Annotated in this window: 12 protein-coding genes and 1 pseudogene; 5 read left to right on the top strand and 8 right to left on the bottom strand. The window is 64.8% G+C overall.

The window, feature by feature from the left end; genetic code table 11:
• Position 1 precedes the first annotated feature (1 nt).
• From kdpA to HOP03_03935, 5 genes are all read left to right on the top strand, one after another.
• Positions 2-1,702, top strand: a complete 1,701-nt coding sequence (kdpA, locus tag HOP03_03955; GenBank protein ID NOT87318.1) for a potassium-transporting ATPase subunit KdpA — start codon at positions 2-4, stop codon at positions 1,700-1,702.
• Between the two features lie 10 nt (positions 1,703-1,712).
• Positions 1,713-3,761, top strand: coding sequence for a potassium-transporting ATPase subunit KdpB (gene kdpB / locus HOP03_03950; GenBank protein ID NOT87317.1), 2,049 nt, complete (start codon positions 1,713-1,715; stop codon positions 3,759-3,761).
• A 10-nt stretch (positions 3,762-3,771) separates the two neighbouring features.
• Positions 3,772-4,368, top strand: coding sequence for a potassium-transporting ATPase subunit KdpC (gene kdpC / locus HOP03_03945; GenBank protein ID NOT87316.1), 597 nt, complete (start codon positions 3,772-3,774; stop codon positions 4,366-4,368).
• 150 nt (positions 4,369-4,518) lie between these two features.
• Complete coding sequence (locus HOP03_03940; GenBank protein NOT87315.1) at positions 4,519-7,170, top strand: sensor histidine kinase KdpD; 2,652 nt, start codon at positions 4,519-4,521, stop codon at positions 7,168-7,170.
• Positions 7,100-7,888 (top strand): response regulator transcription factor, encoded by a 789-nt coding sequence (locus HOP03_03935; GenBank protein ID NOT87314.1) that lies wholly within the window; start codon positions 7,100-7,102, stop codon positions 7,886-7,888. Before HOP03_03940 ends, HOP03_03935 begins: the two co-directional genes overlap by 71 nt.
• Positions 7,889-8,698: 810 nt before the next feature.
• Here the strand turns inward: HOP03_03935 and HOP03_03930 are convergent.
• From HOP03_03930 to HOP03_03895, 8 genes and pseudogenes are all read right to left on the bottom strand, one after another.
• The gene (locus HOP03_03930; GenBank protein ID NOT87313.1) at positions 8,699-10,861 is read right to left on the bottom strand and encodes a peptidase domain-containing ABC transporter; all 2,163 of its coding nucleotides are present in this window, start codon (positions 10,859-10,861) and stop codon (positions 8,699-8,701) included.
• Between the two features lie 89 nt (positions 10,862-10,950).
• Complete coding sequence (locus HOP03_03925) at positions 10,951-11,232, bottom strand: hypothetical protein (GenBank protein NOT87312.1); 282 nt, start codon at positions 11,230-11,232, stop codon at positions 10,951-10,953.
• 170 nt (positions 11,233-11,402) lie between these two features.
• A complete protein-coding gene (locus HOP03_03920) occupies positions 11,403-11,606 on the bottom strand; it encodes a hypothetical protein (protein ID NOT87311.1) in 204 nt (67 codons plus the stop codon).
• A 238-nt stretch (positions 11,607-11,844) separates the two neighbouring features.
• A complete protein-coding gene (locus HOP03_03915; GenBank protein ID NOT87310.1) occupies positions 11,845-12,030 on the bottom strand; it encodes a hypothetical protein in 186 nt (61 codons plus the stop codon).
• A gap of 64 nt (positions 12,031-12,094) precedes the next feature.
• Positions 12,095-12,460: a hypothetical protein gene (locus tag HOP03_03910; GenBank protein NOT87309.1), complete on the bottom strand. Its 366-nt coding sequence runs from the start codon at positions 12,458-12,460 to the stop codon at positions 12,095-12,097.
• Between the two features lie 82 nt (positions 12,461-12,542).
• Positions 12,543-12,674, bottom strand: a pseudogene (locus tag HOP03_03905) (endonuclease).
• Positions 12,675-13,003: 329 nt separating this feature from the next.
• Entirely contained in the window at positions 13,004-13,306 is a 303-nt protein-coding gene (locus tag HOP03_03900; protein NOT87308.1) for a hypothetical protein, read from the bottom strand.
• A gap of 125 nt (positions 13,307-13,431) precedes the next feature.
• A complete protein-coding gene (locus tag HOP03_03895; protein ID NOT87307.1) occupies positions 13,432-14,547 on the bottom strand; it encodes a hypothetical protein in 1,116 nt (371 codons plus the stop codon).
• Positions 14,548-14,585 lie beyond the last annotated feature (38 nt).

The raw sequence follows: 14,585 nt of genomic DNA, 5'->3' as shown, positions 1-14,585 counted from the left end.
CATGATCGAGATCCTGCTTGTCTTCGCGGTGGCCATCGGCCTGGCCTGGCCGCTGGGCCACTACCTCGCAAACGTGATGCGCGGCGCCCCGATGCGCGGCGATCGCCTGTTCGGCTGGCTCGAAAAGCCGGTCTACCGGCTGCTCGGCATCGACCCGCTGCGCGGCATGAGCTGGCGCGGCTATGCCAAGGCGTTCCTGTTGAGCAATCTTGTGGTCGGCGCGCTGGTCTGGGTGCTGTTCATGACCCAGGCCTGGCTGCCGCTCAATCCCGATGCCATTCCCAACATGCGTTGGGACCTGGCGCTGCACACCATGGTGTCGTTCCTCACCAACACCAATCAGCAGCACTATTCCGGCCAGGCGCAGCTGTCGTATCTGGCGCAGATGGTCGGCATCGTCGGCCTGCAGGTCATCACCCCGATGATGGGCCTGGCGCTGGTGGTGGCCACCCTGCGCGCACTGTTCGGCGGACGCGAAAAGAACGCGCACGACACCGGTGAGGCCGACATGGGCAACTACTGGGTCGATGTCACGCGCGCCGCCGTCCGCTTCATGTTGCCGCTGTGTCTGCTCTGGTCGGTGTTGCTGACCGCGCAGGGCGTGCCTTCGACGCTGGCCGCAGGGCCCACGGTCGCGCCGATCGATGCCAGCGCGCAGATGGCCGAGCAGAAAATCCCGCTGGGGCCGGTCGCGGCGATGGTGGCGGCGAAACAGTTGGGCACCAACGGCGGCGGCTGGTACGGCCCCAACAGTGCGGTGCCGCTGGAGAACCCGACGCCGTTCTCGAACTTCCTGGAAGTGGTCGGCATCATCCTCATCCCGCTGTCCGTCGTCTTCATGGTCGGGCCGCTGGTCGGTCGCCGCAAACTCACCGCGATGATCTTCGGCAGCATGCTGCTGATGTCGGCGGCGTCCACCGGTCTTGCGGTCTGGTCGGAAGCGCATTCGGCCACCACGTCCGATGCCGCACTGATGGAAGGCAAGGAAGTGCGCTTCGGTGCGGACGCCTCCGCCTTGTGGGCATCGCTGACCACGCAGACCTCCAATGGTTCGGTCAATGCGATGCACGATTCGCTGGCGCCGCTCACCGGGCTGGATACGCTGGTCAACATGCTGGTCAACGCCATCTGGGGCGGTATCGGCTGCGGTCTGCAGCAGTTCCTGGTGTACCTGCTGCTGAGCGTGTTCCTGGCCGGCCTGATGACGGGCCGCACGCCGGAACTGTTCGGTCGCAAGATCGAAGCGCCGGAAGTGAAATTGCTGGCGTTGCTGGTGCTGCTGCAGCCGCTGGTGATCCTGGGCTTCACCGCGTTGACGCTGGCGATCCCATCGATCACCGCCAATTCCAATCCGGGCTTCCACGGCATCAGCCAGGTCTTCTACGAGTACACCTCGGCCTACGCCAACAACGGTTCGGGATTCGAGGGTCTGGGCGATGCCACCTACTGGTGGAACCTGAGCTGCGCGCTGGTCCTGGCGCTGGGACGTTATCCCGCCTTGATCGTGCCGCTGGCGGTCGCCGCACTGATGGCGCGCAAGCGCCCGTCGCCGGAAACCGCAGGCAGCCTGCAGATCGAAACGCCGACCTTCGTACTGACCCTGATCGCCGTGGTCGCGATCATCACCGTGCTGCAGTTCATGCCTGCGCTGGTGTTGGGCCCGATCGCCGACCACCTGTCGCTGACTGCGGCAGCGCACTGAGAGCACGCACATGAGCGAGATCATTTACCAGCATCCTCCTGCGCGCAAACCCGCGCTCGTCGACGCCGCCGCGATGCGCAGCGCGCTGCGCGACGCCTTCCTGAAACTGTCGCCGCGTCATCTGCTCAAGAGCCCGGTGATGGCGATCGTGATGGCGGGCACCGTGCTGTCGGCGGTGATCACCTTGGCCGGGCAGGCATCGCCCGGCTTCGGCGGCGCGGTCACCGCGATCCTGTTCGTCACCGTGCTGTTCGGCAATTTCGCCGAAGCCATCGCCGAAGCGCGCGGTCGCGGGCAGGCGGCTTCGCTGCGCCGCGCGCGCAAGGATCTGGTGGCGCGCAAGGTCGACAACGATCTGGGCGGTAATGAAACGCGTCTGCCTGCAGCCGATCTGCGCCCCGGCGATCTGGTCATCGTCAGCGCCGGGGAACAGATTCCGGCCGACGGCGAAATCGTCCGCGGTCTCGCCACCATCAACGAGTCCGCGGTGACCGGCGAATCCGCGCCGGTGCTGCGCGAGGCGGGCACGGATCGCTCCGGCGTGATCGGCGGCACCAAGGTGCTGTCGGACGAAATCGTCATCCGCATCACCGCCGAACCGGGCCACAGTTTCCTGGATCGCATGATCGCGCTGGTCGAAGGCGCCAACCGCCAGAAGACCCCGAACGAAATCGCGTTGACCATGCTGCTGGCGGCGATGACGCTGACCTTCCTGATCGTGGTCGCGACGCTGCCGGCGATCGGCGCGTTCGTCGGCGTGCAGGTCGCGCCGCTGCTGTTGATCGCGCTGCTGGTGTGCCTGATTCCCACCACCATCGGCGGCCTGCTGCCGGCGATCGGCATCGCCGGCATGAACCGCGCGCTGTCCGCCAACGTGCTGGCCAAATCCGGCAAGGCGGTGGAAGTGGCCGGCGACGTGGACGTGCTGCTGCTCGACAAGACCGGCACGATCACCTACGGCGATCGCCAGGCGACGGTGTTCCATCCGCTGGCCGGTGTGGACGCCTCGATGCTGCGCGAAGCGGCGATGCTGGCGTCGCTGGCCGACCCCACGCCGGAAGGCAAATCCATCGTCAAGCTGGCGCGCGAGCAGGGCTGCGCCACGCCCGAACCCGATCGCGCCGACTATCTGCAGTTCACCGCGCAGACGCGCATGTCCGGCGTGGACCTCGATGGCGGTCGTTCCATCCGCAAGGGCGCGGGCGATGCGATCAGGCGCCATGTCGAAGCGCAGGGCAGCCTGGTGCCGCATGAACTCACCGCGCGCGTCGAACAGGTCGCGCGCAGCGGCGCCACGCCGCTGGTGGTGAGCGAAGGCAAGCATGTGCTGGGCGTCGTCGAGCTTTCGGATGTGGTCAAGCACGGCGTGAAGGAAAAATTCGCCCGCCTGCGCGCGATGGGCGTGCGCACGGTGATGATCACCGGCGACAATCCGCTCACCGCTGCGGCCATCGCTGCCGAAGCCGGCGTGGACGATTACATCGCCGAGGCCACGCCCGAAGACAAGCTGGCGCGCATCCGCAGCGAACAGGCCAAGGGCAGCCTCGTCGCGATGGTCGGCGACGGCACCAACGATGCGCCCGCGCTGGCGCAGGCCGACGTGGGCCTGGCGATGAACTCCGGCACGCAGGCGGCGAAAGAGGCCGGCAACATGGTCGATCTCGACTCCGATCCGGCCAAGCTGCTGGCGGTGGTGGAAGTGGGCAAGCAGCAGCTGATCACGCGCGGCGCATTGACCACGTTCTCGCTGGCCAACGACGTGTCCAAGTATTTCGCGATCCTGCCGGCGCTGTTCGCCGCTGCGATTCCGTCCATGGCGGCCTTGAACGTGATGCAGCTGTCCAGCCCGACCAATGCGGTGCTGGCGGCGCTGATCTTCAATGCGCTGATCATTCCGGCGCTCATTCCGCTGGCCCTGCGCGGCGTACGCTTCAAACCCGCCAGCGCCACCGCGCTGCTGCGCCGGAACATGCTGATCTACGGCGGCGGCGGCGTGCTGTTGCCGTTCGTCGCGATCAAGCTCATCGACCTGGCGCTGGTCGCCACGATCGGCGCATAAAGGAATTCACATGAACACCACTGCACATACCCCCTCCTTGCAGGACCACGGCGCCCTGCGCGCTTCGCTGGTCTTTGCACTGGTCATTCTTCTCGGCATGGGCCTGCTCTATTCGCTGACAGGCACGGCGATCGGCAGCCTCCTGTTTCCGCAGCAGGCCACCGGCAGCATCGTGAATCGAGACGGCAAGCCGGTCGGTTCGCTGCTGGTCGCGCAGCCCTTCGCCGACGCGCGCTATTTCCAGCCGCGTCCTTCCGCGGCCGGCTACAACCCGATGTCCGCCGCCGGCAGCAACCAGGCCCGGACCAATCCCGATCTGCGCAAGCGCATCGACGAGACCCGGGCGGCGGTGGCCACGCGCGACGGGATCGCCGCGCAGGACGTGCCCGGCGAACTGCTCACCCAATCAGGCGGCGGGCTGGATCCCGACATCAGCCCCGCCGGTGCGCGGGTGCAGGTCGCACGCGTGGCGCAGGCGAGGCGGCTCGATCCGGCGCAGGTCGAGCGACTGGTCGCCATGCATGCGCGGGGACCGCAGTTCGGCCTCCTCGGTCAGCCGCGCGTCAACGTATTGGAGCTCAATTTGGCACTGGATGCGGAAAAATGAGGACTCGTCGTTCCCGCGGCCTTCAACAGATGAATGTCTGGCCAAGCGGGAACCCAGCGACGTTGCGTGTAAAGGCGCCAAGACACGGGATCCCCGCTTTCGCGGGGATGACGGCCGAAAATTGGATTTTTCCTGGCGCACAATGACCGCATGATCGACTCCCGCACCCATCAGGCCGATGCGCTGATCGGCGAACTTCGCCGCGAAGGCAGCGGGCGGCTGACGATCTTTCTCGGTGCGGCTCCGGGCGTGGGCAAGACCTACGCCATGCTGTCGCGCGCGCGCGAGCTGCGCAAACAGAATATCGACGTGGTGGTGGGCATCGTCGAGACCCACGGCCGCAGCGAAACCGCAGCGTTGACCGATGGCCTGGAACTGATGCCGCGCGCGCGCCTGGAATATCGCGATCGCATCTTCGAGGAAATGGATCTCGACGCGCTGCTGGCGCGCAAGCCCGCCATCGCCCTGGTCGACGAGCTGGCGCATCGCAACGCCGCCGGCAGCCGTCACGAGCGCCGCTGGCAGGATGTGGTGGAACTGCTGGACGCCGGCATCGACGTCTACACCACCGTCAATATCCAGCATCTGGAAAGCCTCAACGATGTGGTGTTCCGCATCACCGGCATCCGGGTCAGCGAAACCGTGCCGGATCTGGTCTTCGATCGCCTGCGCGACATCGTGCTGGTCGATCTGCCGCCGCGCGAACTGATCGAACGCCTGCGCCAGGGCAAAGTCTATGTGCCGGACCAAGCCGCGCAGGCGCTGCAGACCTTTTTCTCGCCTTCCAACCTGATCGCGCTGCGCGAGCTGGCCATGCAGACCGCTGCGGACCGCGTCGACAGCGATCTGCGCGAACTCCAGGCCGCGCGCGGCATGTCCGGTGCGAACGTACGTCGCCGCGTGCTGGTCGCCATCGATGGTCTTGGCCAATCCGAATACATGGTGCGTGTGGCCCGACGCCTCGCCGAACGGCGCGATGCGCCGTGGGCGGTGGTCACCGTGCAGACCGGGGTCATCGACGAGGCGCGTCAGCAGGAACTCGACCAGGCCTTCGCGCTGGCGCGCAAGCTCGGCGCCGACACCGATGTGCTGCGCGGCGCGAATGTCGCCGATGCGTTGCTGGATCACGCCGGCCGCACCGGCGTATCGGCGATCGTGCTCGGACGCACGCGCGAACGGCCCGTCGCACGCATGTTCAACCGCACGCTCACCCAGCAGCTGCTGCAGCGGGGGGCGCACTACGAGTTGACGATCGTCAACACGCCGGAAGCGCGCGCGCGTTCGCGCCGCGAATCGCACGCGCCGCGCCTGTCGTTGACGCGCGACGATTCGATGCTGGTATTGGTGGCGACCGTGTTGGCGGTCGCCATCGCATGGCTGGCCGAACGCTGGGTGGCCCTGGACGATCTGTCCATGATCTTCATCGTCGCGGTGGTGCTGGTGGCTTCGCGCACGCGCATGGCCGCTGCGGTGATCACCGCCGTGCTCTGCTTCCTGGCCTACAACTACTTCTTCATCGAGCCGCGCTTCACCTTCAATATCGGTGCGCGCCAGGGCGTGACCACGGTGTTCCTGTTCCTGGTGGCCGCACTGGTCGCCGGACGGCTGGCCTCCAGATTGCGCATGCAGGTGGTGGCGCTGCGGGCGGCGAATGCGCATGCCACCGCATTGCAGGCACTGGGGCGGGATCTGGCCAGCGCCGCCGATCTCGGGCAGGTGCTCGCCGCTGGACGCTCCGCATTGCAGGCGGCCTTCGGCGTACAGGCATGGGTCCGTATCGGCGACGACACGGCCGCATCCGATGGCGCGAAGCTCACCGACACCGACCTGGGCGCAGCCGAATGGGCACAGCGCCACGGCCAGGCCACCGGCCGCTACACCGATACGCTGTCGGGTTCGCGGTGGTGGTTCCTGCCGCTGCGTCACGACCAGGGCACGCTGGGCGTGGCGGGCCTGCGATTCGCAGCGGACCATCCGCGCCTGGCTTTCGAGCAGCGCCGTCTGGCCGAAGCCATGGCCGACGACATCGGCCAGGCCGCGCTGCGCACGCGTCTGGTGTCCGATCTGGGAACCGCGCGGGTCAGCGGCGAGACCGAACGCCTGCGTTCGGCGCTGCTGTCGTCGGTCTCGCACGACCTGCGTTCGCCGTTGGCGTCGATGATCGGCTCGGCCAGCAGCCTGGCCAGTTATTCCGAGGCGATGAGCGCCGAAGACCGCAGGAGCCTGCTGGAGACCATCCAACTGGAAGGCGAACGCCTGGACCGCTACATCCAGAACCTGCTCGACATGACCCGGCTGGGTCACAACGGCCTGACCTTGAACCGCGATTGGATCGGCGTGGACGAACTCATCGGATCGGCCACAGGCCGGCTGCTCCGCTATCAGCCGCAGGTCAAGCTGGACATCCGTATCGAATCCGGCATGACGCCCATCTGGGTGCACCCGGCGCTGGTCGAACAGGCGCTGTTCAACGTGCTGGAAAACGCCGCCAAGTTCTCGCCACCCGGCCAGCCCGTGGAAGTCGACGCGCGCCTGGTCGAAGGCAAGCTGCGGATCGATGTGCGCGACCATGGACCGGGCATTCCGGAAGAAGAGCGGGCGCGGATCTTCGACATGTTCTACAGCGTGGAGCGCGGCGACCGTGGGCGTCACGGCACCGGTCTGGGACTGACCATCAGCCAGGGCATGGTGGGCGCGCACGGCGGCAGCGTGGAAGCATTGCCCGGAAGCGATGGCCACGGGACGACGATCCGCATTACCCTGCCGCTCATCGAACCGTTGCCGCAGAAGAGCGATGCCTGACCTGATCGATCCGATGTCCCCGACGTCCGCGCCACCGGCGCGGGTGCTGGTGATCGACGACGAACCGCAGATCCGCAAATTCCTGGACATCAGCCTGCGCGCGCAGGGCTACCGGGTCGTGCTGGCAGCGAACGGCCAGGAAGGATTGATTTCGCTCGCCACGCACGGCGCCGATCTGGTCATCCTCGATGTCGGTCTTCCCGACAAGGATGGCCATGAAGTATTGAGGGAACTGCGGCAGTGGTCGCTGGTGCCGGTGATCATGTTGACGGTGCGCGCGGGCGAAGCGGAGAAGGTCGCCGCGCTCGATGCGGGCGCGAACGATTACGTCACCAAGCCGTTCGGCGTGCAGGAACTGATGGCGCGCATCCGCGCGCTGATGCGCGCGCACAGTGCATCGGCGGATGCGCCGGCGGTGTTCGACGATGGGCATCTGCGGGTCGATCTGGCGCAGCGCCAGGTGACGCTGGACGGTGTGTCGCTGGTGCTGTCGCGCAAGGAATATGCGCTGTTGGCGCATCTCGTGGCGCATGCCGGGCGTGTGGTCACGCAGCCGCAGTTGCTGCGTGAGTTGTGGGGGCCGACGCATCAGCACGACACCCACTATCTTCGGATCCTGGTCGGGAAACTCCGGCACAAGCTCGGCGACGATGCGTCCGCGCCGCGTTGGATCGCGACGGAGCCGGGGGTGGGGTTGCGGTTTGTTGCGCCGCATTGAGTTTGCGGGGCTACACGACTTCATTTTTTGCGGTGGCTTCGACTTCGCACAAGCGCTTCCCGCATGATCGTCGAACGGTCTTGACTGATGTTTCGTGGTGCTGTCTGTGTCGGCGCTTCATGCGGTGCGGGTAAAGCCTGGCACCTTTTTCGCGCTGGGGCGCGAGTTACTTTCTTTGGCGCAAAGAAAGTAACCAAAGAAACACTCAGGTCCAATTCAAACCTGCCTTCTGAGGCGAAGCCGGGATTTTTCGACGAGACATCCATGTCTCATCGAAAAACGATGCACATCCTGTGCATCGCCCTCCGGGTCTACAACCAGGTCCGACGAAACCATGGTCTGGGTATGGATAGGACGATGTAGATTGCTGGTTTTTTTCACAACGTGCGGACAATCTCACGAGGTGCTGAAGCATGCCATGCATGAAACGCCACGAAAACGACGGAAGCATTCTTGAATGCCGGCAGAGGGCAACGTCCTGATGATCTAGCGGAGACGGCACACTTTCCCCTGATCGCAGACCCGGAGGGCGGCGCACAGGACGTGCGCCGTTTTTCGATGAGGCAGGACGCCTCATCGAAAAATCCCGGCTTCGCCTCAGACCGCAGGTTTGAATTGGACCTGAGTGTTTCTTTGGTTACTTTCTTTGCGCCAAAGAAAGTAACTCGCGCCCCAGCGCGAAAAAGATGACAGGCCTTACCCGTTCAGCATGAAACGCCGATACAGACAGCGCCACGAAACATCAGTCAAGGTCACAGGAAGATCGTGCATGAAACCAAATGAGTGAAGCCGAAACAGCGCCAGCGACGCTCAAGCCAACAACTCCCCCCGCTGCGCCGAAGCCCCATCCTGCCCGGCTTCCGCATCCGCCACCAACCGCAACGCCCGCTCCGCAGGACGATACTCGCGCTCCACCCGCCCATTCGCCATCACCAGCACGCGCTCCGCGCTGACGATGGTTTCCGGACGATGCGCGATCAGGATCTTGGTCAACTTCAGCTTGCGCACCGCCTCGTTGACCGCGCGCTCCGAATCCACGTCCAGATGACTCGTCGCCTCGTCCAGGAACAGGATGCTCGGACGCTTGTACAGCGCGCGCGCCAGGATCACGCGCTGCTTCTGCCCGCCCGACAGCGCCGCGCCCATGTCGCCGATCAGGGTCTGATAACCCATCGGCATGCGCATCACATCGTCGTGGACCGACGCGGACTGCGCGGCGGCTTCGATCCGTTCGAAATCCAGATCCTCGCTGCCGAAGGCGATGTTGTCGGCGATCGAACCGGCGAACAGCTGGTCGTCCTGCATCACCGCAGCGACCACATGGCGATAGCGGCGCAGGCCGATGTCGGTGATATCGCGGCCTTCGACCAGGATGCAGCCCGCCTGCGGCTTGAGCAGGCCCAGCATCAGCTTCATCAGCGTGGTCTTGCCGCAGCCGGACGGGCCGACCAGGGCGATGGTTTCGCCCGGCGCGACGGTCAGCGCGCAGTCGTCGATCACCAGCGGATCGGAATCGCTGAAGCGGTAGCGCAGTCCGCGCACCTCGAGACCCAGCGGGCGATCCTGCGGCAGCGCCGGGCCGCTGGGCGCGGTGATTTCCTCAGGTTCGGTCAGCACGATGTCGGCCAGACGTTCCGCCTGCACGCGCAGGGTGCGGAACGACATCCAGGTGTCGATCAGGCGGCTGACGCCGCCGGTGAACATTTCCTTGTAGGCCAGATACGCCACCAGCATGCCGACGCTCATCTGGCCCTGCATCACCAGCAGCGCGGCCAGCCCGACCACCAGCAGCCGTTCGATGCCGAACAGCATCTGGTTGGCGAAACCGAAGCGCAGCATGAAGCGCTGGATGTCCAGGCCGAGATTCGCGGTGTCGGCCATCAGCGTGCCGAAGGTCGCGCGGCGCATCGATTCGGCGGCATTGAGTTTCAGCGCCTGGATGCCGCGGATGGATTCGAGCAGATGGGTGTCCTGCTTGGCGGCGGCGGAGAGCTGCTGTTCGGACAGGCGCTTGATGGTCGGGAACGTCGCCCAACGGATCGCCAGGTACAGGCCGACCGCGATCACGCTGATCAGCAGCAGCTTCCAGCTGTACGACACCATCACCGCCACCGCGATCACCACCATCAGGCCATCGAGCAGGGCCTCGATGAAGCTGGAACTGAGCGTAGTCTGGATCGCATGCACCGATTCCATCCGCGACACGACATCGCCCAGATGGCGCTTCTGGAAATAATCCATCGGCAGGCGCAGCAGGTGCGCCAGGATGCTGCCGAACCACTGCAGGCCGATGCGGGTGGACAAATACGCAAGACACCAGCTGCGCAGCCAGCCGATCGCCGAGGTGATCAGCATCGAGAACAGGAAACCGACGCTGATCAACCACAGGAAATCCTTGTCCTGCGTAACCAGCACATCGTCCAGCACCCACTGCATGTAGAACGGGGTCAGCAGCCCGAACAGCTGCAGGATCAGCGACAGCGACAGGATCTGCGCGGCCGAGCGCTTCAGGCCGGTGACCTGGCCGACGAGGTGGCGCAGCGAAATGCTGTCGTCGAGTTTGCGCTTCTGGAACGTCGCGGTGGGCGAAAGCTCGAGCGCAACGCCGGTGAACTGCGCCGACGCTTCGCTCATGCGCAATTTGCGCACGCCGGTGGCGGGGTCGTGGATCACGATCCCGGTCGCGGTTGCCTTCGCCAGCACCACGAAGTGATCCATGTTCCAGTGCAGGATGCAGGGCGTCTCCAGCTGCGGCAGTTCTTCCAGCTCGATCCGCAGCGCACGGCACTGCAGTCCGGCGACGCTGGCGTCGTCGATCAGATTGGCCAGGGTGACGCCGCGCATCGAAGAGGGGTATTCGCGCTGCAGCGCCAGGCCGTCCATCTGCCGGCCGTGATAGTCCAGCACCATCGCCAGACAGGTATGCCCGCATTGCGCGGCTTCGGTCTGCAGCAGGCTTTTGAGGATGGGCATGGCGGGCGCGTTCCTGGATCGGTAGGGCTCCCCGCCGTGAAGCGCGGGGAGCCGGGTTCATCTTGTATCGGGAATGCAGACAGAAGTCTTCAAGCGGGGTCGAGACAGATATCGCGTATGGTCGATGACGAGTTGCAATCGAGCAGCGGATCGGTGGGCGTGATATCCGAGTTCGGCTGACAGGCCGTGTCGGTGTGAGAGCTGCTCTCGTTGCAAGGGATGCTGTCCTCCACAGGAAGCGAGATGTCGGACCCGCCGTCGGGGCCGGTGCCGAGATCCCTGCCTGTCGCGCCGCCGACATGCTTCGTTTCTTCCACCGCCAGAATGCGGCCGAGAATGCGATTTCCACCGTTGTTCACGTAATTCTCCATGTTGTGATTGATGACATGCGGAAGCCCGGCGGCATCGGCTGGGCTTCGGCCAGTCTGCCTGCTTCAGACGACTGGCCGAAATCGCGCGCGATGATTTCCAGGCCCGGGATGCGAAGAAGAATTGCGCACGACGGATGGATTCGCCGTGCGCAATTCCGTCGTCAACCGCATCAGGCGCCGGCGGGGGACGGGTCGAGTATCGTGTTGGATGTATCCGCGGCCGTGCCCGAATCCTGGGTAGGCGCCGTGTCCGGATTGCCGTTGACGTCGATGCGCGTATCGGCACGCGTCGACGTGGGCCTTGCGCCCGAGATGGCCAGGGTTTCCTCGACGGCGAGCGTGCGGCCGAGAATGCGTTTGTTGTCGTTGTCCATGAGCCTGTTCCTTTTCGATGGGCGTAACGATGGAGAGTGCGATCGGGTTTCGATTCCGGCGGGCGTTCCTGCGTGCAGGGACGCCCGCCGGAATGGTTTCAAAAGATCCGAGCCACGCTGCGCGAACCGTCTTCGCGCTTGCGATACCGCAAAAAACGGACGACATCGAAGTGCGATCCGGAAAACGCGCATGTCGGATCGATGCGGCCGGATATCGCTATCCGATCCGTGTCTTCGATCAGCGTTTGGTACTGTCGGGACTGATGATGATGTCGATGAGGGGTTTGCTGTCGACGGTATACGGGCCGGTATCGGTGAATTTCGCGGTGTCGCCGGCGCTGCCGAGCGTCCAGCCGCCGGCGACATCGTTGGTTTCTTCGACGGCCAGGATGCGGCCGAGTATGCGCTTGTCGTTCTGTTTCATGTGGGTTCCTCAGTGGATGATGAAGACCGGAAAGGTCTCCGGGAGCGCCGGGTGAGCGGCGTTTTCAGAGCGTCCTGGCGTGGAACGAAGACATCGTGACGTCCTGCGCATCGAGCGGAATGACGTCGTAGACGTAGCCGGTGTCTTTCGGCGGAAAGGTCGTCAGCGGGCGGGCGCCGGAAACGGCAGTGGTTTCTTCCACGGCCAGGACGCGGCCAAGTACGCGGGTGTTCTCGTTGTTCATCGTGTTCTCGCAATAGGAGGTTGGTTTGAAGGTGGGCGTTGGTCGCCCGTCTTCGGTGCGCGCATTCGCAGGAATGCATGCACCGAAGGCGGCCGTCGTTCGTGCGCGAGGCGATCCGGTGCTGCGCACGACGGATGTCTTCGTCGTGCGCAGCGGTTCGCTTTGCACAGTTTCAATCACGATCATCCGCGGATCAGATCTGGTCCACGAACCTCGAAGCCCTTGTCTCGGCCACCGGACTGGTGTCCGCACTGGTGCCGCTGTCCGCAGTGGTGCCGCTGTCGGCGGTGGTGCCGCTATCGGAGGTCGTACCGCTGTCGGAGGTCGTACCGCTGTCGGAGGTCGTACCGCTGTCGGATGTCGTGCCGGTTTCATTGCATGAAGTGTCGTACTCCGGAATGGTGCATTTGGCGCCGGAGATCATTTCGAGTTCCTCGACCGCCAGGATGCGGCCGAGCACACGGTTTTCGTGTTTTCCGTTCATCTGTGGAACTCCTTGGCTGGTGTTGCGTTCTGGATGGAGCCGCGACATGCGACTCTTGTTTCACCGCTGTCGGGGGATGCTCGCGGTGTGGGTTGCAGGCGATGCGCTGCGCGGGTGCGACGCCGGCGAAAAATGCTTCCCGAGGACGCGATCTGTTTGGTTCTTCATTCGATGCGTCCCGGAATCCAGCGCCCTGCGCGCGTCGCGCGCGCGGCGCGCGCAGGGGTTGGAAAAAAACCTGGGGGTCAGATCTGATAGTCCGGCCGCAGCGCGGGGCTGGTGTCGGTGAACGTGCCGCTGTCCGCCGTCGTGCCGCTGTCTGCGGTGGTGCCACTGTCGGCAGTGGTGCCGCTGTCTGCGGTGGTGCCGCTATCCGAGACCGTGCCGCTGTCCGAGACGGTGCCGCTGTCTGCGGTGGTGCTGCTGTCGGACAGCGGGTCGGTTTCGGCATAGAAAGCCAGGGTCAATGGCGGTCTGGCCCCGGCCACGGTCGTCAGTTCTTCGACGGCCAGAATGCGGCCGAGCACGCGTTGGTTCTTGGTGTCCATTGTTGTTTGATCCTTATGATTGAACTTCCGGATGAAATGCCCGTATCACGGGCCGACACTGGTGCAGGCGCTGAGTTCGCCGCAACAGCGACCGCTGTCCGCGCGTCCGCGGGTGCGCATGGGGTTCACGCAGCCTCTGCCTGCGTATCGGGAGAAGGTTCCCTGCGCAGCGCGTCCTGCTCGCCGACCGCTTCCGGTTGGGTGTGTTCGATCAGCTCGGCGAGGCGCTGCGGGTCCGAGGGTTTGCGGTATTCGAAAGCCGGGTCGCCGCTTTCGACGAAGTGGCAGAAGGCATCGAACAAGGTCAGTTCGTCGCACCACTGTTCGACGAAAATGAACTGACCGGCTTCGTTGACTTCGAGGTAGATCCATTCGTCGTCGGGGGTGACGATGAAGTCGAATGCGCCGGCGACCAGCCCGAGGCTGCGGAGTTGTTTCAAGCAGGCCTGGTACACCTGGTCCGGCAGGGTGACGCTGCCGTCTGTCATGTCGCCGTGCTGGTGCAGGCGCCAGTCCATCTCGCCGTATTCGATCCGCGATGGATCGATCTTCAGCGCGAAACAGCTCGCGCCGAAGAACTGCGCGCGGACTTCGAACTGTTTCTTGACCTGCGCCTGGAAAATGCCGGGCCCGGCGCGCAGCAGCTCGTCTCCGGGAAGATCTTCGCTGCGGACCCGCGCCGTGTAGGTGGACAATGTCTTGTCGTTCTCTTCCCACGCGGCGCCGATCAGGGGCTTGTGGATGACGCTCGGGTGCCGCTCGATGAACGCCCGGATCGCCTCCGGGCGGTTGCTGATCAAGGTCTCGGGAATCCGCAGTCCGTTGCGCAGCGCGAGCTGCAGCTGCTTCGGCTTGTGATCGGCGTTGCGCGCTGCATCGTGGGGATTGATCCAGAACGCTTCGCGCAACAGGCTGCGCAACGAGGCATCCGCGAAGCGGATCTGTTGCGAGACGTACTCACGGTCGCGCGGATCGACATGGGATGGAACCTTCGGTCCGAGCATGCGCCGGTTCCAGACCACGTCGAAGTCCGAGAGCGCGAAGCTGCCGTCGATGGTATGCAGGTGCAGCGCTTCGCCGTCCTTGCCGTACGAGAACTCGACTTCGGCGCGTTCCGGGAAATCCGTGCCGAAATAGCGCAGCACCCGATGCCCGCGCCGCTTGAGCGCAGCCTCCGCCAGGATGGCGTGCCAGTCGTCGGGCATGGTGTGGATGAAGACGGTCTTGGATGTATCGGCCATGTGTGCGTTCCTTGTCAGGGGAGGGCGTGGTGGTTCGT

The organism is Lysobacter sp., assembly GCA_013141175.1.
Classification (GTDB): domain Bacteria; phylum Pseudomonadota; class Gammaproteobacteria; order Xanthomonadales; family Xanthomonadaceae; genus Lysobacter_I.
The sequence above is the reverse complement of the archived record's forward strand: the minus strand, read 5'-3'. Positions and strand labels throughout refer to the sequence as shown.